The organism is Serratia sp. LSHTC3, from assembly GCF_057197125.1.
Map to the genome: position 1 here is coordinate 925,332 of NZ_JBXUNP010000002.1, position 19,645 is coordinate 944,976.

Annotated in this window: 15 protein-coding genes and 1 other RNA gene; 5 read left to right on the forward strand and 11 right to left on the reverse strand. The window is 60.4% G+C overall.

All coding sequences use genetic code 11. The features are described from left to right. The first annotated feature begins 114 nt into the window (after positions 1–114). Both AC2CGI_RS11735 and AC2CGI_RS11740 read left to right on the forward strand, forming a co-directional pair. Positions 115–846: an EAL domain-containing protein gene (locus AC2CGI_RS11735; protein WP_004931399.1), complete on the forward strand. Its 732-nt coding sequence runs from the start codon at positions 115–117 to the stop codon at positions 844–846. Positions 847–1,090: 244 nt separating this feature from the next. Continuing rightward, entirely contained in the window at positions 1,091–2,533 is a 1,443-nt protein-coding gene (locus AC2CGI_RS11740) for a protein adenylyltransferase SelO (RefSeq protein ID WP_076740278.1), read from the forward strand. A 33-nt stretch (positions 2,534–2,566) separates the two neighbouring features. Here AC2CGI_RS11740 and AC2CGI_RS11745 read toward each other — a convergent pair whose 3' ends face one another. The 9 genes from AC2CGI_RS11745 to ppsR all read right to left on the reverse strand — a co-directional run bounded on the left by AC2CGI_RS11745 (position 2,567) and on the right by ppsR (position 11,496). Next, positions 2,567–3,352, reverse strand: coding sequence for a heme ABC transporter ATP-binding protein (locus AC2CGI_RS11745; protein WP_076740277.1), 786 nt, complete (start codon positions 3,350–3,352; stop codon positions 2,567–2,569). After that, positions 3,345–4,349: a FecCD family ABC transporter permease gene (locus AC2CGI_RS11750; RefSeq protein WP_016927948.1), complete on the reverse strand. Its 1,005-nt coding sequence runs from the start codon at positions 4,347–4,349 to the stop codon at positions 3,345–3,347. Before AC2CGI_RS11750 ends, AC2CGI_RS11745 begins: the two co-directional genes overlap by 8 nt. After that, positions 4,349–5,179: a heme/hemin ABC transporter substrate-binding protein gene (locus tag AC2CGI_RS11755; protein WP_015377710.1), complete on the reverse strand. Its 831-nt coding sequence runs from the start codon at positions 5,177–5,179 to the stop codon at positions 4,349–4,351. The genes AC2CGI_RS11750 and AC2CGI_RS11755 overlap by 1 nt, the downstream gene beginning before the upstream one ends. Next, on the reverse strand, positions 5,176–6,213 hold the full coding sequence (locus AC2CGI_RS11760) for a hemin-degrading factor (RefSeq protein ID WP_015377711.1): 1,038 nt from the start codon (positions 6,211–6,213) through the stop codon (positions 5,176–5,178). Before AC2CGI_RS11760 ends, AC2CGI_RS11755 begins: the two co-directional genes overlap by 4 nt. A gap of 66 nt (positions 6,214–6,279) precedes the next feature. Beyond that, positions 6,280–8,352, reverse strand: coding sequence for a TonB-dependent hemoglobin/transferrin/lactoferrin family receptor (locus AC2CGI_RS11765; RefSeq protein ID WP_015377712.1), 2,073 nt, complete (start codon positions 8,350–8,352; stop codon positions 6,280–6,282). A gap of 94 nt (positions 8,353–8,446) precedes the next feature. After that, positions 8,447–8,629: a hemin uptake protein HemP gene (hemP, locus tag AC2CGI_RS11770; protein WP_016927944.1), complete on the reverse strand. Its 183-nt coding sequence runs from the start codon at positions 8,627–8,629 to the stop codon at positions 8,447–8,449. Between the two features lie 171 nt (positions 8,630–8,800). Further along, complete coding sequence (locus AC2CGI_RS11775) at positions 8,801–9,286, reverse strand: glutathione peroxidase (protein ID WP_015377714.1); 486 nt, start codon at positions 9,284–9,286, stop codon at positions 8,801–8,803. A 105-nt stretch (positions 9,287–9,391) separates the two neighbouring features. After that, positions 9,392–10,438, reverse strand: coding sequence for a 3-deoxy-7-phosphoheptulonate synthase (locus tag AC2CGI_RS11780; protein WP_015377715.1), 1,047 nt, complete (start codon positions 10,436–10,438; stop codon positions 9,392–9,394). Positions 10,439–10,635: 197 nt separating this feature from the next. Beyond that, positions 10,636–11,496, reverse strand: coding sequence for a posphoenolpyruvate synthetase regulatory kinase/phosphorylase PpsR (ppsR, locus tag AC2CGI_RS11785; protein ID WP_049239973.1), 861 nt, complete (start codon positions 11,494–11,496; stop codon positions 10,636–10,638). A gap of 459 nt (positions 11,497–11,955) precedes the next feature. Here ppsR and ppsA point away from each other — a divergent pair, with 459 nt between their 5' ends. Continuing rightward, positions 11,956–14,334: a phosphoenolpyruvate synthase gene (gene ppsA / locus AC2CGI_RS11790; RefSeq protein WP_004931376.1), complete on the forward strand. Its 2,379-nt coding sequence runs from the start codon at positions 11,956–11,958 to the stop codon at positions 14,332–14,334. A gap of 109 nt (positions 14,335–14,443) precedes the next feature. Here ppsA and rprA read toward each other — a convergent pair. After that, an RNA gene (gene rprA / locus AC2CGI_RS11795) (antisense sRNA RprA) lies at positions 14,444–14,553 on the reverse strand. A gap of 257 nt (positions 14,554–14,810) precedes the next feature. Further along, the gene (gene ydiK / locus AC2CGI_RS11800; protein WP_004931374.1) at positions 14,811–15,911 is read right to left on the reverse strand and encodes an AI-2E family transporter YdiK; all 1,101 of its coding nucleotides are present in this window, start codon (positions 15,909–15,911) and stop codon (positions 14,811–14,813) included. Positions 15,912–16,156: 245 nt separating this feature from the next. Here ydiK and ydiJ point away from each other — a divergent pair, with 245 nt between their 5' ends. Both ydiJ and menI read left to right on the forward strand, forming a co-directional pair. Continuing rightward, the gene (gene ydiJ, locus AC2CGI_RS11805) at positions 16,157–19,213 is read left to right on the forward strand and encodes a D-2-hydroxyglutarate dehydrogenase YdiJ (protein ID WP_076740276.1); all 3,057 of its coding nucleotides are present in this window, start codon (positions 16,157–16,159) and stop codon (positions 19,211–19,213) included. Beyond that, a complete protein-coding gene (gene menI / locus AC2CGI_RS11810; protein WP_004931370.1) occupies positions 19,210–19,626 on the forward strand; it encodes a 1,4-dihydroxy-2-naphthoyl-CoA hydrolase in 417 nt (138 codons plus the stop codon). Before ydiJ ends, menI begins: the two co-directional genes overlap by 4 nt. Positions 19,627–19,645 lie beyond the last annotated feature (19 nt).

Consider the following 19,645-nt stretch of genomic DNA (forward strand, 5'->3'; position numbering starts at 1 on the left):
AAATGATATTTCATGGGTATTTACATTGATATTTCCGATTAATCCCAGAGGGATTGATCGATAAAATGTATTGATATACGATGATACGCTAGCCATTCATCCTGTGGCATTAAAATGAACATCCAACTCGAAGCTGACTTTATTAGTAGCTATGTTTTTCAACCTGTTTACTCAATGGAGGGCGGGCTGTTGGCGGTGGAAATGTTGAGCCGTTTCAACAGTCTCGACGGTGATTTAGCCATGCCGGCCGAAATTGGGATTAATTTATTGGCGCCTGAACAAAGGATTGAGTTATTTAATGAGCAACTGAAACTTGCGGAGCAGCATGCGGCTTGGTTTACCGATAACAACGTACAGTTGACCATCAATATCGAAGAAACCATCGTTGAGCTTATTCTTTCCGATTCGGCGTTGTGCCAAAGGATCGGGCAATATCCTTTTATTGCATTTGAAATGAGTGAGAGTTTTCCGAATCTTTCGGCCGGTAAGAACAACCCGAGCGTGCGGCGATTAAGCGAAATGTTTACGCTGTGGCTCGATGATTTCGGTTCCGGTAAGGCCACGTTGACCGCGTTGTACGATGGTTTGTTTGACTACGTAAAGATAGACAAACGTTTTTACTGGCAGCTGTTTACCCATCAGGGGTATGACGTGGTCATTGACTCGTTGTTAAAGAATATCAACCTGTTATGTAACGGCGTGATCGTCGGAGGAATAGAGAAAAAAGAGTATTTTAATAAACTCAGATACGCCGGTGTTTTAGGCCTGCAAGGTTTTTTATGGCCCAGCGTTGGTGTGGATAATCTGCAAGCTTTGCTGACGATGCCCAGCGAGTTCAATAATTAAGAAGTGATACAAAAAAACTACACACAATGAGGTAAATAAGCGACGGGGTGATGTTTAGCGTGATTCAGTCGCCGTTATTCCCCCACGTTTTGCTGATAACCGCGTTTGTCAGCTGACGTTCAGCGCGTTTCCTCACGCGAAACCTCCCGCATCCGTTCTGGCGACAGGCGGATGCGTTCTCCCTGCATTCCTTCGGTGTTAATCCGCCCGTTCACGCTCTACACTACGCTGAAACGGAGGGCCTATGCCGCAGTTCGATAACGCTTACTACCAACAACTACCTGGTTTCTACACCGCTCTGAATCCGACGCCGCTCAAGGATACGCGCCTGCTGTACCATAGCGAGCCGCTGGCGCGCGAGCTGGGGCTGGATGAAAGTTGGTTTACTCAGGATAAAACCCCGATTTGGGCGGGAGAAACGCTGCTGCCGGGCATGCAGCCGCTGGCGCAGGTGTACAGTGGCCACCAGTTCGGCGTGTGGGCCGGGCAACTGGGCGATGGCCGCGGCATTTTGCTGGGCGAACAGGTCATGGCGGACGGCAGCCACCGCGACTGGCACCTGAAGGGCGCCGGGCTGACGCCGTATTCACGCATGGGTGATGGTCGCGCGGTGCTGCGTTCGGTTGTCCGCGAGTTTCTGGCCTCTGAGGCGTTGCACCATCTGGGGATCCCCACCACGCGTGCGTTAACTATTGTCACCAGTCAACAACCGGTATATCGCGAGCAGCCGGAACGCGGCGCGATGCTGCTGCGGGTGGCGGAAAGCCATGTGCGCTTCGGCCACTTCGAACACTTTTACTACCGCAAACAGCCGGAGCAGGTGCGGCAGCTGGCGGATTTCGTCATCGCCCGTCACTGGCCGCAGTTGCAGGATCAGGCCGATTGTTACCTGTTGTGGTTTACCGACGTGGTCGAACGTACGGCGCGCCTGATCGCCCATTGGCAAACCGTCGGATTCGCCCACGGCGTGATGAACACCGACAACATGTCGATTCTCGGCATCACCATCGATTACGGCCCCTACGGCTTCCTCGATGACTACCAGCCCGGCTATATCTGTAACCACTCCGACCATCAGGGGCGCTACGCTTTCGACAATCAACCGGCGGTGGCGCTGTGGAACCTGCATCGCCTGGCGCAGACCCTGTCGGGGCTGATGACCACCGAACAGCTGCAGCAGGCGCTGGCGGCGTATGAGCCGGCGCTGATGCGCGCCTACGGTGAACAGATGCGCGCCAAACTCGGCTTCTTCACGCCGACGGCGCAGGATAATGACGTGCTCACCGGTCTGTTGAGCCTGATGGCGCAGGAAGGGCGGGACTATACCCGCACGTTCCGCCTGTTGAGCGACACTGAACAGCAACAGGCACAGTCGCCGCTGCGCGACGAGTTTATCGACCGCGCGGCGTTCGATGCCTGGTATCAGCAGTATCGCAGGCGTCTGCAGCAGGAACAGGTGAGTGATGCGGAACGGCAACGGGCGATGAAGGCGGTGAACCCGCGCCTGATCCTGCGCAACTATCTGGCGCAGCAGGCGATTGAGGACGCAGAGAAAGACGACGTGGGCCGTTTGCAGCGGTTGCATCAGGCCCTGCTGCGGCCGTTCGACGATGCGCCGGAGTATGACGATCTCGCCGCGCTGCCGCCGGACTGGGGCAAACATTTGGAGATTTCCTGCTCCAGCTGAGATGAAAAAGGGCGCCTCATGGCGCCCTTGATGTTATTGACGTAGATAGACCTGCGGCAGCGACGCTTCGGGATGATGCACCACGCCGAGATCGGCCTGATACCAGCGGGTGAGAATGTCGGCCTGCAGCACTTCCTGCGGCGTGCCGCTCGCCACCAAGCGGCCCTGATGCAACAGCAGGATCCGATCGGCGTACAGCGCGGCCAGATTGAGATCGTGCAGCACGCAGCAGACGCCCAGCGGCTGTTGGCGCGTCAGCGAGCGCAGCAGGCGCAGGGTGTGCTGCTGGTGATACAGGTCCAGCGCCGAGGTCGGCTCGTCGAGGAACAGCCAGGCGGGGGACGGTTGCGGCTGCCACAGCTGCGCCAACACCCGCGCCAGCTGCACCCGTTGTTGTTCGCCGCCGGAAAGCTGACGGTAGTCGCGCTGCGCCAGCGCCAGGCAGTCGGTTTGTTCCATCACCTGTTGGAGCGCCTGATGCTCGTCGCGTTTGCCGTGCGGTGCCCGCCCCATGCTGACCACTTCTTCCACGCTGAAGGGAAATGCCAGATCGCTGTACTGGCGCATCACGGCCCGGACTTTGGCCAACTGTTGCGGCGCCCAGTGTTCCAGCGGGCGGCCAAGCAGCCGGCATTCGCCGCAGTCCGGCGTCAGATAGCCGGTCAGCAAGCGCAGCAGCGTCGATTTTCCGGCGCCGTTAGGGCCGATAATCGCCACCATTTCACCGCCGGCGAGGCTGAGCGAAACGTCGTTGATCAGGCGGCGCGTACCGAGGCTGTAGCGCAGCTCCCGGGCCGTGAGGTTGGCGGCGTTATCCACCGGTTCGCTCCCGCTGGCGCATCACCAGCCACAAGAAGTAAGGACCGCCGATCAGGCTGGTCATCAACCCCACCGGCATTTCGGCCGGGGCCACCAGCGTGCGCGCCAGCGTATCGCTGACCAGCAACAGGCAGGCGCCGCCCAGCGCGGAGCAGGGCAGCAGCCAACGGTGATCGCCGCCGAGGCGCATGCGAACCAGATGGGGCACCACCAGACCGACGAAGCCGATCACGCCGCTCATCGCCACCGCCGCGCCGATCAGCAGGGCGCTCAGCAACAGCAGCTGCAGCTTGGCGCGCTGGACGTTCACCCCGAGGTAGTGGGCCTCTTCATCCCCCAGCTGCAACAGGTTCAGCCGGCGCGCCTGCAGCAGCGTCAGCAGCGCCGTAGGCAAAATCAGCGAGGCGGAAACGGCCAGCGTCGGCCACTGCGACTGGCTGAGGCTGCCCATCATCCACAGCGAGAACTGGCGCAGCTGTTGATCGCTGCTGACGTAGGAGAGCACGCCGATGGCCGCCATGCACAGGGCGTTGATCGCGATGCCCGCCAGCAGCAGCCGCGACAGATTGCCGTGCCCGCTGCGGCTGATGCCGTAGATCAACAGCGATACCAGCAGGCTGCCGAGGAACGCCGCCAGCATGTGGCCATACAACGCGATCGTCACCGGCAACGCCAGCGGCATCACGATGAACAGCGCGACAAACAGCGCGCCGCCGCTGCTGATGCCCAGCAGGCTAGGATCCGCCAGCGGGTTGCGGAACAGCCCCTGCATCACGGCGCCGGACACCGCCAGCGCGCAGCCGATCACCACCGCCAGCAGCACGCGCGGCAGGCGGATGTTCAGCCAGATGTGCCAGGCGGCGTCGCTGAAAGGTTCGCGCCACAGGGTGCGAAACGACAGCGTCAGCGCGCCGAGATTAGCGGCGACCAGCGCCAGCAGCGTCAGCAGCACCAGCAGACCGATGATGGCCAGCTGAGGCGAGGTGCGGCAGCGCATTACTTTTGCTCCGCCGCGTGGCGCAGCTTGGCCAGCGCCGCCGGCGTTTCCAGGCCGAAGCCTAACAGCGCCATGTCATCGACGATCAGCACGCGCCGCTGCTTGCCCGCCGGCGTCAGCGCCAGGCCCGGCAGCGTCCACAGCTGCTGTTCGCCGCCGAGGGTGCGCACGCCGTCGGTGGTGACCAGCAACAGATCCGGCGCGCTGGCGATGACACCTTCCTGCGACAGCGGGCGGTAGCGGTCAAAGCCCTGCATGGCGTTTTTCAGGCCGGCGGCGGCGATCACCGCGTCGGCGGCGGTGTGTTGCCCGGCCGCCATCGGTGTAATGCCGCCGTGGCTCATGACAAACAACACCTTCACCGGCAGCGGAGAGGTGTCGACCGCCGCCAGCTGTTGTTGATAGCGCTCGCTCAGCTGTTTGCCTTGCTCAACGCGTTGCAACGCGGCGGCGATCGCGGCGATCTTCTGCGGCACCGCCTGCAGGGTGGTGTCACCCGGCACGCTGACCACTTTGACGCCGCTGTCCGCCAGCTGTTTGAGCACCAGCGCCGGCTGTGCCAGCTCGGTCGTCAGCACCAGCGTCGGCTTCAGCGCCAGAATGCCTTCGGCGTTCAGCTGGCGCATATAGCCGACGTCCGGCAGCTTTTTCACCGCTTCCGGGTGCAGGCTGGTGCTATCGCGGGCGATCACGTCGTCGCCGGCGCCGAGCGCAAAGGCGATTTCCGTCACGTCGCCGCCGATCGAGACGATGCGCTGTGCCGCCGCGGCGGTGAGCGGCAGCGCCAGCGTCATCATCAGCGCCAGGCGGCGGATTAAGGAAGATTTCATGCGGCGATGTCCTTGGCGGCGAGCGCGGCAACCTGCTCGCGCCACTGGGTTTGTTCCGGCTGACCTTCGGTACGCTGGCCATACAGCTGCGCAATCTGCGTGCCGTCGGCGGCGAACAGCTCCAGGCTGGTGACGATGCCGTCCTTGGTCGGTTTGCGGGTGATCCAGCTTTCGGCGATGGCGCCTTCAATCAGATGCAGCGTGAAGCGGCGATTGAACACGTTGATCCAACCTTCCTGCGGCATCAAACGTTCGATCTGGCCGGTGAAAATCTGCACGCAGCCGCGGTTGCCGACGAATATCATGATCTCGTTTTGCTGCTGCTGCGCCGCTTCCAGCAGCTGCGACAGCGCGCTGTTGTCCACCTGATAGGCCAGATCGTCGCCGACGGCGCGGAAGGCCTGCTGGCGCGTGAGTTTATTGCGGCTCAGCAGCTGGAAGAACTGGTGAACGTCGGTCATCGCGCGCCATTCAGCGTCGATTTTGGCATGATCCTGCGTCGTTTCATCCGAGGTGCTCGCCTCGGCGGGCTGCAGGGCCAGCGCCGGGTTTTCTTCGCTCAGATGGCGCTCCACCAGTGCCATCCAGGCCGGCAGATCGGTTTCCTCGGTGGTGTAGACCTTGTGCAGCGCATCGCCCTGTTGGTCGAAGAACTGGATGCTGTGGCGCACGCCGCGTTTGTTGGTTTCGCTCATGGCGAAAACGCTGGTCCAGTGGTTGAGGAACAGACGCAGATCCAGCTCGCGCGGGTTGAGGATCAGCCCGGCGTGGCCGTTAAGGTGCTGGTTGCGGTAGCGGCCCATCTGCTCATGCACCGCATAGCTGTTGCGGGTGATGGATTTGGTGACGCCCACTTGCTCAAGCTCGGTCAGCAGGGTGCGCGCGTCGGCCTGCAGGCGGCGGGCGTCGTGACCGACACGGGCGTGCGTCAGCTCCGCTTCGCTGACGCCAAGGATCGCCGCCAGATCGCGGGCGTATTTGCCGGGGTGATCGATTTTAGCCTGTTGGTAGCGTTCGTATAGGGTGTTGCTCATGCCGGATTCTCCTGCGCTGTAATGCGAACGGCGGACAATCGGGTTGTCCGCCAGATAGTCAAATGATTACCACTGGTAGCTGACCAGCAGTTTGGCGTTGCGGCCATCCTGCGGGATGCCCTGCGGCGAGTAATATTCTTTGTCGAAGGCGTTGCCCAACACCACGGTGGTGGTCATGCCCTGCAGACGGTCGCGGCCCTTGTAGCTCAGATAGAAGTCGTTGACGCCATAACCGGCTTGTTCGGCCGTGCCTGTCTCCACGCGCGTCGCGCGTTCGGCGAAGGTGGCGACCCAGCCGGCAGACAGACCGGTTTCGCCCAGCGGCACGTCCAGCGAGCTGGTGACGGTGTCCGGATTGATGCTGCTTAACCAGTCACCGGTCGCTTCATTTTTGCCACGGGTGCGGTTGTAAGCCAAATCCCAGCCGAACCAGGGGGTTTTATAGCTGAGCGTAGCGTCCCATCCCCAGATTTTGGCGCGATCGACATTGGTCGAGAAGGTGGTGCAACTGATGCAGTAAGGGCCGCGCGGACCGCGTCCCAGTTCCATCGTGACATCGGTGGTGATGTAGTCCTTGGCTTTGGTATCGAAATAGCTGGCTTTGAACTGCAGGCTATCATCGGCCAGCATCAAATCATCGAAACGCAGACCAAACCCGTACTCTTGGGTCTCGTTGGTTTCCGGCTTCAAATTCGGGTTAGGCACCCAATAGTTGGTGATGGTGGTTGGCCCCATTGGAATTGAGAAGTGCTTGGAGTCGTTGTACATCTCACCCATCGTTGGCGCGCGGAACGCCTGAGAATAGGAGCCGAACAGCATCAGCCAGTCGGTAGGCGTAATGCTGACTGCGCCGCGTGAGGACCATTTGTTCGCATCCACATCGGCATAGCCGTCGCTTGAGCCCTTGTAATTGTCATAGCGGGTGCCGGCGAGCAGGGTGACGGGCAGATCGCGCAGCGTGATTTCGTCCTGCAGCCAGCCTGAAGCGAAATTGATTTTTGCGTGCGGGAAACTTTCGGTAGCGCCGCCCGGCGTTTGCTCCTGTTTGTAGGCCTCGGTGCCGTAGGTCAGCAGATGTGAAGCGAAAGTATCCGCAAACAGGCGCGTGCGGTTTTCGAGTTTGACGCCTTTCGTGGTTTGTTTACGCGCTTCATCCTCGCTGCCATTGGCGTGAGCGTTAATTTTCACGTCTGAATAATACACTTTCGCTTCCGCATCCAGCCAATCCTGGCCGATCGGCTTCAGTTTGTAACTCAATGCCGCGTCGCGTTGAATCGTCGAACGATCGGTCATTAAGTTTCCACTGGAGCTGGCTGGTGTTTGCGGGTTTTTCGGCTCCTGGGCGCTGTTGTTGTAGTAGCGCAGGTTGCCGCTTAGCGACTGGCTATTGTCGATCTTCCAGGTGCCTTTAGCCAGCACGTTGCTGATGGTTTCGTCGTTAGGCGCATCGAAGCCGTTACCCTGACGAAGATCGCCGACGTCGCGGGTGCCGAACGACAGCAGGCCGTCGAGGTTATCGGTCTTGCCGTAGGCGCTGGCGCCCATGCCCAGGCTGTGGTCGCCGGTGCCGGCGGTGCCGTAGACGCGGAACCCACTATCCTGGCCCGGCAGCAGCAGATCGGCGGCATCGACGGTCTCATAAGACACTACGCCACCCAACGCGCCGCTGCCGTACAGCAACGCGGAGGGGCCGCGCACGATTTCAATGCGTTTCACTAACGCAGGATCCAAAAAAGTGCCGTTAATATGGCCGGTATCGGTCCCCTGGCGGATGCCGTCAACTAACGTCAGCACGCCACGTCGGTCGTAACCGCGCATCATGAGATCCTGCCCATTGCTGCGCCCGGAACCCGTGACGGTAATGCCCGGCACGCGCCGCAGCATATCGGCGGCGGTGCCTGCAGTTTGACTTTCCGGCGAGTTGCCTTCGATGACCGTGACCATCATCGGCGCTTCAAAGCTGCTGCGTTGGTTGCCGGTGGCGACCACGGTCATGGTCTCGTCGGCGTTTTTGGCCGCTGCCGCGTTGGAAGAAGTTGTTGTGCTGGTGTTTTGTGCCAAGGCCACCGTAGGCAGAGCGCAGGCAATCGCCAGACTCAACGCGGAAAAACGCAGCCGGGTGGAAAATGTCAGAGGCATGGTGCAACTCTCCGTATGTAATAAAACATATCAATAGATTTGCTGGCTGCCTGGATCAAACGATCGGGGTGGCTGGCGTTTGAGGGTTCTGTGGTTATTTGGTCAGGATCAATTTCCCGGCTTTGGTCTGCCGCAGCTGATAGCGCTGGCCCTGATGGGTAATGAACGCGATGCCGTCGGCGCCGAGCAGCTGTGCGCTGTCGTAGCTGGGCGGCGCGTTTGCGCTGTGCTCGGTCGGGGCCGCGGCGGCGGGGGTTGGCGTGTTGGCAGTATCCATCATCATTGTGCTTATAAAACAGGTTATTAAATGGTAATTAATATCAAACTGAGAATCATTATCATGTGAAGGAAAGGTTACATCAAGGAAAATTTTCTTACCGATGGAACCTTTTTGTCGAACGGACATCCGGCGGCGGGCCGAGCGCACTCGGCCCGTAAAAAAGGGGCGTTATTTCAGCAGGGTTTCGATGCGGTCAAACAGGCGTTCGGGTTTGGTGATCGGCGCAAAGCGCGTCACGCGCTGGCCGTCGGCGGTGAGCAGGAACTTGGTGAAATTCCATTTGATGCGGCGGCTGCCCAGAATGCCGGGCGCCAGGCGTTTCAGCTCATTGAACAGCGGGTGGGCGCCGGGGCCGTTAACGTCGATCTTGCTGAACAGCGGGAAACTGACGCCGTAGTTGAGGCTGCAAAAATTGGCGATCTCCAGCGGACTGCCCGGCTCCTGAGAACCAAACTGGTTGCAGGGGAAGCCGAGCACCATCAGGCCGCGCTCGCGATAGTATCGCCACAAATTTTCCAGCCCGCGGTATTGCGGGGTGAAGCCGCACTTGCTGGCGGTGTTGACCACCAGGTAAGCGCGCGCCGGGAAATCGCCCAGCGTTTTTTGCTCGCCCTGCAGCGTGACGCAGGGAATGGATAACAGAGAGTGAATCATGCCGGGGCTCCCAGTGCGTTTCGGCGGGTGCTAAAGCGTTGCAATCAGTATAGATGAGCGGGACAGAAGGGAGAAAGCCGGGGCGAGGCCCCGGTCTATGTTGCGTCAGAAACGGCTATCGACCGCATCCGCCAGCATCGCCAGCAACTGTTCGCTGTCGGACCAGCTCAGGCAAGGATCGGTGATCGACTGACCATAGGTCAACGGTTGGCCGGCGACGATCTTCTGCGTGCCTTCCACCAGGAAGCTTTCCGCCATCACGCCGGTGATGGCGGCAGAGCCGGCGCGGATCTGCTGGCAGACGTTGTCGGCCACTTCCAACTGGCGGCGGTGCATTTTCTGGCAGTTGCCGTGGCTGAAGTCGATCACCAGGTGCTCCGGCAGATCGAACTCGCGCAGGCTGTCACAGGCGGCGGCGATATCGCTGGCGTGGTAGTTCGGCGTTTTGCCGCCGCGCATGATGATGTGGCCGTACGGGTTGCCGCTGGTCTGATAGATGGTCATCTGGCCATGTTTGTCCGGCGACAGGAACATGTGCCCGGCGCGCGCCGCGCGAATGGCGTCGATGGCGATGCGGGTGTTGCCGTCGGTGCCGTTTTTGAAGCCGACCGGGCAGGAGAGCGCCGAGGCCATTTCACGGTGGATCTGGCTTTCGGTGGTGCGTGCGCCGATGGCGCCCCAGCTGATCAGATCGGCGATGTATTGGCCGACGACCATGTCCAGGAATTCGGTGGCGGTCGGCAGGCCGAGCTGGTTCACTTCCAGCAGCAGGCGGCGTGCCATTTCGATGCCGCGGTTGACCTGGAAGGTGCCGTCCAGCGCCGGATCGGAGATCAGGCCTTTCCAGCCGACGACGGTGCGCGGTTTTTCGAAATAGGTGCGCATTACGATCTCCAGGCGATCCTGGTAGCGCTCGCGCAGGGCGTTCAGCCGGCCGGCGTAATCGACGGCGGCGTCGAGATCGTGAATCGAGCAGGGGCCGATCACCACCAGCAGGCGGCGGTCTTCACCGGTGAGGATTTTTTCAATGCGTTTACGTGACGCTGTCACGTTATCGGCGATGGCCGCCGAGATCGGCAGCTTGTCCGCCAACGCTTGCGGCGTGACGAGGCTGTCGATGCGCGCGGTCCGCAGTTCATCTGTTTTGTGCATGTTGTTCCCTGGAAACTGTTCTTCTCTGCGGCAGGAGTGCCGGGAAGTGATGGCGATCACAATAACGCAAAAAGCGCTGAATTCAACCGTAGAGATTGCGTTCTGTTGATCAAAGCCGCGAAAAAAAGCACAAAAAAATCAGCTGCTGCTGAAATAAACGGCAGGCGGCGGGGCGCGGCGGCCCCGCGAGGAAAAGATCAGAACATGCGGCGGCTCATGCCAAGGATGTCGAGGATTTTGGTGGAGATCTCTTCGACCGAATAGTTGGTGGTATTGAGGTAGCGGATCTGGTTTTTGCGGAACAGCGCTTCGACCTCGGCGATCTCCATGCGGCACTGACGCAATGAAGCGTAGCGGCTGTTTTCACGCCGTTCTTCGCGGATCGCCGCCAGGCGCTCCGGATCGATGGTCAGGCCGAATAATTTATGCTGAAACGGTTTCAGCGAGGCCGGCAGGTGCAAATTGTCCATATCGTCGGCGATAAACGGGTAGTTGGCGGCGCGGATGCCGAACTGCATCGCCAGATAAAGGCTGGTGGGGGTTTTGCCGCAGCGCGACACGCCGAGCAGGATCACCTGCGCCTGATCGAGGTTGCGCAGCGAAATGCCGTCGTCATGCGCCAGGGTATAGTCGATGGCGGCAATGCGCGCGTCGTACTTGCCGAGGTTGCTGGCGGTCAGGCCGTGGGTGCGGTTCGGCACCGGCGTCGGCTCCACCTCCAGCTCACCCTGCAGCGGGCCGACCAGCGCCTGCACGATATCCTGACAGAAGCCTTGGCTCTGAACGATCACGTCGCGCACTTCCGGCGAGATGATGGAGTAAAACACCAGCGGCCGTACACCGGTTTCATTATAGATATCATCGATTTGTTGGCGAACTGCGCGTGCGCGCGCCTCGGTTTCGACAAACGGCAAGGTGTACGTGGTCGCCGTGACCGGGAACTGCGACAGCACCGCGTGCCCCAGCACTTCGGCGGTGATCGCCGTACCATCCGAAATATAAAAAACGCTTCTTTCCACCCGAGGCTCCTTACCTGAAAACGGTGTTCCTGCTGTCATCACTGCCAATATCATGAGCCGCAGACGATCCGCCGGTAAAGGGGCGAGGGAAAAAATTGTGACGGCGGGGCGGTAAACCGCCTTGCGGCGGCGCGCGAAGAAAAGCGCGCTTTGGCGGCGGCAGAAATCGCGGCGCAGCGACCCTGTTCGAGCCGAAACGTAAATTTGCCGCTATTTTCACCAAAAACGATAGCGTTTGCGTGGTCATTAAAACAGAATTTTAAAAAGAGCGTAATTTGTTGAGAACTAAGCTTTTCGTGCGATTGGGAACGGTTCCCAGACAAATCAGCCGGTTAGGACATTCTCTTAAAAACCACTTTCTTCAGTGGGTTGATCGATTCACCTTTCCATTTTCCCCGGATCAGTGTGCTAGTCTGATTCGGCTCCGTGTTAGCGGTGCCGTAAAGCAAGCGAATTAAATCCGTCTTTACCCTACTGATAGCAATAAGGATTGTCTCGATGTCCAACAATGGCCCAGACTTGCGTAATGTGCTTTGGTACAACCAGCTTGGCATGCACGACGTTGACCGTGTCGGCGGCAAAAATGCCTCCCTCGGTGAAATGATCACCAATCTTTCCGATTTGGGCGTGGCCGTGCCTAACGGTTTTGCCACCACCGCACAGGCGTTTAACGATTTTCTCGAACAAAGCGGTGTTAACCAGCGCATCTATCAGTTACTGGATCAGACTGACGTTGACGACGTTGCCCAACTGGCCAAGGCCGGCGCCCAGATCCGCCAATGGGTGATTGACACGCCGTTCCACGCCGAGTTCGAGCGTGAAATTCATCAGGCTTACCAACAGCTCGCCGACGGCGAACCGGAAGCTTCCTTTGCGGTGCGCTCCTCCGCCACGGCGGAAGACATGCCGGACGCCTCCTTTGCCGGTCAGCAGGAAACCTTCCTCAACGTGCAGGGCATCGACGCCGTAATGGTGGCGATCAAGCACGTGTTCGCGTCGCTGTTCAACGATCGCGCCATCTCTTATCGCGTGCACCAGGGCTACGATCACCGCGGCGTGGCGTTGTCGGCCGGCGTACAGCGCATGGTGCGCTCGGATCTGGCCTCCTCGGGCGTGATGTTCACCATCGACACCGAGTCCGGCTTTGATCAGGTGGTATTCATCACCTCCGCTTTCGGCTTGGGTGAAATGGTGGTGCAGGGCGCGGTGAACCCGGATGAGTTCTACGTGCACAAACCGACGCTGCAAAACGGCAAGCCGGCGATCGTGCGCCGCAACCTGGGTTCGAAAAAGATCCGCATGGTATACGCGCCGTCGCAGGATCACGGCAAGCAGGTGCGCATCGAAGACGTGCCGGAAGCGCAGCGCAGCCGTTTCTCGCTGACGGATGAAGAAGTGCAGGCGCTGGCGCAGCAGGCGATCCTGATCGAAAAACATTACGGCCGCCCGATGGATATCGAGTGGGCGAAAGACGGCCATACCGGCAAGCTGCTGATCGTGCAGGCGCGCCCGGAGACCGTACGCTCCAACGAGCAGACCATGGAACGCTACCAGCTGAACGGCACCAGCCCGGTGCTGGTGGAAGGCCGCGCCATCGGCCACCGCATCGGCGCCGGTCCGGTGAAAGTGATCCACGACATCAGCGAAATGGATCGCATCCAGCCGGGCGACGTGCTGGTGACCGACATGACCGACCCGGACTGGGAGCCGATCATGAAGAAGGCCGCCGCGATCGTCACCAACCGCGGCGGGCGCACCTGTCACGCGGCGATCATCGCGCGTGAGCTGGGCATTCCGGCGGTGGTGGGCTGTGGCCACGCCACCGACGTGTTGAAAGACGGCCAGAAAGTCACCGTCTCCTGCGCGGAAGGCGACACCGGCTTCGTTTACAGCGACATGCTGGACTTCAGCGTGCAGAGCTCCGAAGTGACCGAGCTGCCGGATCTGCCCCTGAAGATCATGATGAACGTCGGCAACCCGGATCGCGCTTTCGACTTCGCGCGTTTGCCGAACGAAGGCGTGGGCCTGGCTCGGCTGGAATTTATCATCAACCGCATGATCGGCGTGCACCCGCGCGCGCTGCTGGAGTTCGACCAGCAGACGCCGGCGCTGCAAAATGAAATTCGCGCGCTGATGCAGGGTTACGATCACCCGGTCGAGTTCTACGTCGGTCGCCTGACCGAAGGCATCGCGACGCTGGGCGCCGCCTTCTGGCCGAAGCGCGTGATCGTGCGTCTGTCCGACTTCAAATCCAACGAGTACGCCAACCTGGTGGGCGGCGACAAGTATGAACCGCACGAAGAGAACCCGATGTTGGGCTTCCGCGGCGCCGGCCGTTACGTGGCCGACAGTTTCCGCGATTGCTTCGCGCTGGAGTGCGAGGCGGTGAAACGCGTGCGTAACGATATGGGGCTGACCAACGTCGAAATCATGGTGCCGTTCGTGCGCACCGTGGCGCAGGCGGAAGCGGTGGTGGCCGAGTTGGCGCGTCAGGGGCTGAAACGCGGCGAAAACGGGTTGAAAGTGATCATGATGTGCGAAATCCCGTCCAATGCGCTGTTGGCGGATCAGTTCCTCGAGCACTTCGACGGTTTCTCCATCGGCTCCAACGACATGACTCAGCTGGCGCTGGGGCTGGATCGCGATTCCGGCGTAGTGTCGGAACTGTTCGACGAGCGCAACGAGGCGGTGAAAGCGCTGCTGTCGATGGCGATTCAGGCGGCCAAGCGCCACGGCAAATACGTCGGCATTTGCGGCCAGGGCCCGTCTGACCATGAAGACTTCGCCGAGTGGCTGATGGAGCAGGGCATCGACAGCCTGTCGCTTAACCCGGACACTGTGGTGCAGACCTGGATCAATTTGTCGAAAAAGAAATAATGTCTCGGCCTCACTGAGGCATTAACGTCGGGCCGCAGTTAACGCTGCGGCCTTTTTATTTCAGAATGTAAATAACGGCGCGTAAAATAATCAATTCGACGAAAAAAGAATAAAAAAAAGCCCACCGTAGGAGATGGGCAAAGACTACACACAGCAATTCACATGTATGGCATTACATTGTTCAGAAAGGTTGCTTTAAAATCAGTGATTTGAAGCAATAGATGGCCATAATACTAGATTTTTGAACGCGACTAGTCATTAAGAATCATCCTAATCGATAGCGGCATCACATTTTATTTGCGGGAGTTATCTCTTTTTTCCGTTTGCAACAAACAGGGATTTACATTGCACCTTTCATTCGCCGTACCGTAATCAATATAGGGCGGCATTATATTGGGCGGAGATATTACTCGAATGAGGTAGGAATAATGACGGGCGTGAAAAGTTCCGCCCGACGGTGCGGGCGGAAGGGGGAATTAGCGTTTTTCCAGCTCGTCGATGACTTGCTCCGGCGCGGAGGTCGGCTCCGGCGCTTCATCCATCCAGGCGGTCAGCAGGCGATAAGACACCGCCAACACCACCGGGCCGATGAACAGGCCAATCATGCCGAAGGCCAGCAAACCGCCGATAACGCCGGACAGGATCAGCAGCAGCGGCAGATCGGCGCCCATGCGGATCAGCACCGGGCGCAGCACGTTATCCAGCGTGGCCACCACGCAGCTCCAGACCAGCAGCACGGTGCCCCAGGTGGTGTCGCCGTGCCAGTACAGCCAGATGATGGCCGGCACCAGCACCAACAGCGGCCCCAATTGCGCCACACAGCAGATGAAGATCAGCATCGTCAGCAGAGTGGCGGCAGGAATGCCGCTTACCGCCAGACCGATGCCGCCCAGCACCGACTGCACCAACGCCGTCACCACCACGCCCAGCGCGACGGCGCGAATTGCCTGGCCGCCCAGCAGCACCGCCGCATCGCCGCGCGCGGAACCGAGGCGCACCGCAAAGTGGCGGATACCCAGCGCCACCTGTTCGCCGCGCGCGTACAACAAGGCGCTGAACAGCAGCATCAGTGCGCAGTGCAGCAGCAGACGGCCGATATGCGCCGCCTGCGCCACGAACCAGGTGGCGGTTTGGCCAAAGTACGGCTGCACCTTCGCCAGCAGCGCGGCGCCGCCGGCGTTAACCAGCGTGTGGTAGCTGGTATAGAGTTTGTCGCCGATCATCGGCACGGACTGCAGCCAGGCGAGATCGGGAATATGCAGTTTGCCCGGCGAACTGGCCCAGGCGATCAGCGGCGCGCTGTTATCCACCACGCTGCTGATCAGCAGTGAGATAGGCAGAATGAACAGCAGGATCAGCAGCAGGGTCATGACCAACACCGCCAGCGAACGGCGGCCCCACAGCAGCTTTTGCAGTTTGAGCAGCAGCGGCCAGGTGGCGATCACCACCATGCCCGCCCAGGCGAAGCCGAGAATAAACGGTTGGATCACCCAAAAACAGGCGACGATCATGATGGCGATAAACAGCACGCCGAAAATAATTCGCGGTAAGTCGTAACGCGATTGCGGGAGTGGCATCAGTGGGTTCTCATCCTGGTCAATTAAATCCCTGGCACCGGCGAATCGGGGTGCCTGTCGGTCGGTTTCTCACCGCCGGGCGGCCGCCTGTGGCGGCGCTCGCAGGGCGGTAATAATGTGAATGCCTTCACTAAACGAGTATGTTAGTTTTTAGTGTCACTAAAAAATAGGGTGGGTCTGAATTAAAGGCCCGATTCAGCGTACATCAGCGCATAAAAAATAGACGGACAGGGTCAAAAAAGCGAATGATCCCACAGATTTCTCAGGCGCCCGGCCTGGTTCAACGGGTGCTCGACTTTTTGGAAGCACTGAAGCAAAACGGATTCAACGGCGATACCGCCACCAGCTATGCCGACCGGCTGACGATGGCCACCGACAACAGTATCTATCAGCTGCTGCCCGATGCGGTGGTGTTCCCCCGTTCCACCGCCGACGTGGCGCTGATCGCCCGTCTGGCCGGAGAAGAGCGCTTCAATACGCTGACCTTCAGCCCGCGCGGCGGCGGCACCGGCACCAACGGCCAGTCGCTCAATACCGGCATCGTGGTCGATATGTCGCGCCATATGAACCGCATTCTGGAGATCAACGTCGAACAGGGCTGGGTGAAAGTCGAAGCCGGGGTGATCAAGGACCAGTTGAATCAATACCTGCGACCGTTCGGCTACTTCTTCTCGCCGGAACTGTCCACCAGCAACCGCGCCACGCTGGGGGGAATGATCAACACCGATGCCTCCGGCCAGGGCTCGCTGGTGTACGGCAAAACCTCCGATCACGTGTTGGGGCTGCGGGCGGTGCTGCTGGGCGGCGAGATGATCGATACCCGCGCCATGCCGACGGCGCTGGCGGAAACGATTGCTCTGGAAGAGACCGCCGAAGGGCGCATCTACCGCACGGTGCTCAATCGCTGCCGCGAGCAGCGCGCGCTGATCCTGGAGAAATTCCCCAAGCTCAACCGCTTCCTCACCGGTTACGATCTGCGCCACGTGCTGAGCGACGATCTGCAAACCTTCGATTTGACGCGTATTCTGACCGGCGCCGAGGGCACGCTGGCGTTTATCACCGAGGCGCGGCTGGACATCACGCCGCTGCCGAAAGTGCGCCGCCTGGTCAACGTGAAGTACGATTCCTTCGACTCGGCGCTGCGCAATGCGCCCTTTATGGTCGAGGCCAAGGCGCTGTCGGTGGAAACCATCGATTCCAAGGTGCTGAACCTGGCGCGTGAAGACATCGTTTGGCACTCGGTGAACGAACTGATCGCCGACGTGCCGGATAAAGAGATGCTCGGGCTGAACATCGTCGAGTTCGCCGGCGACGATCGGGCGCTGATCGACGGCCAGATGGAAGCCCTGTGCCAACGGCTGGACGAATTGATCGCGCAGCGGCAGGGCGGCGTGATCGGGTACCAGATCTGCGGCGATCTGGCTGGCATCGAGCGCATTTACAACATGCGCAAGAAGGCGGTCGGGCTGCTGGGCAACGCCAAAGGGCGCGCCAAGCCGATTCCGTTCGCCGAGGACACCTGTGTGCCGCCGCAACATCTGGCGGACTATATCGTCGAATTTCGGCAACTGCTCGATGACCACAATCTGAGCTATGGCATGTTTGGCCACGTCGACGCCGGGGTGCTGCACGTGCGCCCGGCGCTCGACATGTGCGACCCGCAGCAGGAAGTGCTGATGAAGCAGATCTCCGATCGGGTGGTGGCGCTGACCGCCAAATACGGCGGCCTGCTGTGGGGGGAGCACGGCAAGGGGTTCCGCGCGGAATACAGCCCTGAATTCTTCGGGGAAGCGCTGTATGAAGAGCTGCGCCGCATCAAGGCGGCGTTCGATCCGGATAACCGTCTGAACCCAGGCAAGATCTGTTCGCCGCTGGCGGTGGATGCGCCGATGATGCAGGTGGATGCGGTCAAACGCGGCACCTTCGATCGCCAGATCCCGGTCGAGGTGCGCACCTCGTTCCGCGGCGCGCTGGAGTGTAACGGCAACGGCCTGTGCTTCAACTTCGACGTACGCAGCCCGATGTGCCCGTCGATGAAGATCAGCGGCAACCGCATTCATTCGCCGAAAGGGCGGGCGACGCTGGTGCGCGAGTGGCTGCGTCTGTTGGCCGAGCAGGGGGTCGATCCGCTGGCGCTGGAGAAACAGCTGCCGCAGCAGCGCCTCAGCTTGCGCGGCCTGATCGAGAAAACCCGCAACAGCTGGCACGCCGGCAAGGGCGAGTATGACTTCTCGCACGAAGTGAAAGAGGCGATGTCCGGCTGCCTGGCCTGTAAGGCCTGCTCCACCCAGTGCCCGATCAAGATTGACGTGCCGGGATTCCGTTCGCGCTTCCTGCAGCTTTACCATACCCGCTACCTGCGCCCGGTAAGCGACTACATGGTCGCCGGCGTGGAGAGCTATACCCCGTTGATGGCCCGCGCGCCGAAGGTGTTCAACTTCTTCTTCCGCCAGCCGTGGCTGCGGGAGATGAGCCGCAACGCCATCGGCATGGTCGATCTGCCGCTGTTGTCCAGCCCGACGCTGCGTCAGCAGCTGTCCGGCCACCGCGCGATCACGCTGACGCTGGAGCAGTTGGAAGGGCTGAGCGCCGAGCAGCGCGCAGAACACGTGTTGATCGTCCAGGATCCGTTCACCAGCTATTACGACGCCAAAGTGGTGGCGGACTTTGTCCGGCTGGTGGAGAAGCTCGGCTATAAACCGGTGCTGCTGCCGTTCTCGCCGAACGGCAAGGCGCAACATGTGAAGGGCTTCCTGACGCGGTTCGCCCGCACCGCGCGCAAAACCGCCGATTTCCTCAACCGTGTGGCGCAGCTAGGCATGCCGCTGGTGGGCGTCGATCCGGCGCTGGTGCTGTGCTACCGCGACGAATACCGCGAGATCCTCGGCGCCGAGCGCGGCGATTTCCAGGTGCAGCTGGTGCATGAATGGCTGCAGCAGCGGATCGCGGATCGTGCCGAACAGCCGGCGACCGGCGAGCCGTGGTATCTGTTCGGCCACTGCACCGAAACCACCGCGTTGCCGGCCAGCGGCCAACAGTGGGCGGCGATCTTCGCCCGCTTCGGCGCCAAACTGGAGAGCGTCAGCGTCGGTTGCTGCGGCATGGCGGGCACTTACGGCCATGAAGCCAGGAACCTGCAAAACTCGCTCGGCATTTATGAGCTATCATGGCATCCGACGCTACAGCGTTTGCCGCGGCAGCGCTGCCTGGCGACCGGCTATTCCTGCCGCAGCCAGGTGAAACGCATCGAGGGCAATGGCGTGCGCCACCCATTACAGGCACTTCTGGAGATGATTGAGTGAAATTGTGGAAACGTGAAACATCGCTGGAGCAGCTGAACCGCGCCGGCGACGGCTGCATGGTCAGCCATGTGGGCATCGAGTTTACCCAACTGGGCGAGGATTTCCTCGAGGCCACCATGCCGGTCGATAGCCGTACCCGGCAGCCGTTCGGGCTGTTGCACGGCGGGGCGTCGGTGGTGCTGGCGGAATCGATGGGATCGATGGCCGGCTACCTGTGCAGTGAGGGCGAGCAGAAAGTGGTGGGGCTGGAGATCAACGCCAACCACCTGCGCGCGGTGTTCGATGGCCAGGTGCGCGGGGTGTGCCGCGCACTGCACGTCGGCCGTCGCCATCAGGTGTGGCAAATCGAGATCTTCGACGCGCGCGATCGGTTGTGCTGCACCTCGCGTCTGACCACGGCGGTCATCGACTGATCCCCGCCGCTTTCCGCAG

Excerpts from the sequence above, each read along its gene's own strand:
- AC2CGI_RS11735 (WP_004931399.1), top strand. The coding sequence starts at position 115 with ATGAACATCCAACTCGAAGCTGACTTTATTAGTAGCTATGTTTTTCAA.
- AC2CGI_RS11740 (WP_076740278.1), top strand. The coding sequence starts at position 1,091 with ATGCCGCAGTTCGATAACGCTTACTACCAACAACTACCTGGTTTCTAC.
- AC2CGI_RS11750 (WP_016927948.1), bottom strand. The coding sequence starts at position 4,349 with ATGCGCTGCCGCACCTCGCCTCAGCTGGCCATCATCGGTCTGCTGGTG.
- AC2CGI_RS11755 (WP_015377710.1), bottom strand. The coding sequence starts at position 5,179 with ATGAAATCTTCCTTAATCCGCCGCCTGGCGCTGATGATGACGCTGGCG.
- AC2CGI_RS11760 (WP_015377711.1), bottom strand. The coding sequence starts at position 6,213 with ATGAGCAACACCCTATACGAACGCTACCAACAGGCTAAAATCGATCAC.
- AC2CGI_RS11765 (WP_015377712.1), bottom strand. The coding sequence starts at position 8,352 with ATGCCTCTGACATTTTCCACCCGGCTGCGTTTTTCCGCGTTGAGTCTG.
- hemP (WP_016927944.1), bottom strand. The coding sequence starts at position 8,629 with ATGGATACTGCCAACACGCCAACCCCCGCCGCCGCGGCCCCGACCGAG.
- AC2CGI_RS11775 (WP_015377714.1), bottom strand. The coding sequence starts at position 9,286 with ATGATTCACTCTCTGTTATCCATTCCCTGCGTCACGCTGCAGGGCGAG.
- AC2CGI_RS11780 (WP_015377715.1), bottom strand. The coding sequence starts at position 10,438 with ATGCACAAAACAGATGAACTGCGGACCGCGCGCATCGACAGCCTCGTC.
- ppsR (WP_049239973.1), bottom strand. The coding sequence starts at position 11,496 with ATGACAGCAGGAACACCGTTTTCAGGTAAGGAGCCTCGGGTGGAAAGA.
- ppsA (WP_004931376.1), top strand. The coding sequence starts at position 11,956 with ATGTCCAACAATGGCCCAGACTTGCGTAATGTGCTTTGGTACAACCAG.
- ydiK (WP_004931374.1), bottom strand. The coding sequence starts at position 15,911 with ATGCCACTCCCGCAATCGCGTTACGACTTACCGCGAATTATTTTCGGC.
- ydiJ (WP_076740276.1), top strand. The coding sequence starts at position 16,157 with ATGATCCCACAGATTTCTCAGGCGCCCGGCCTGGTTCAACGGGTGCTC.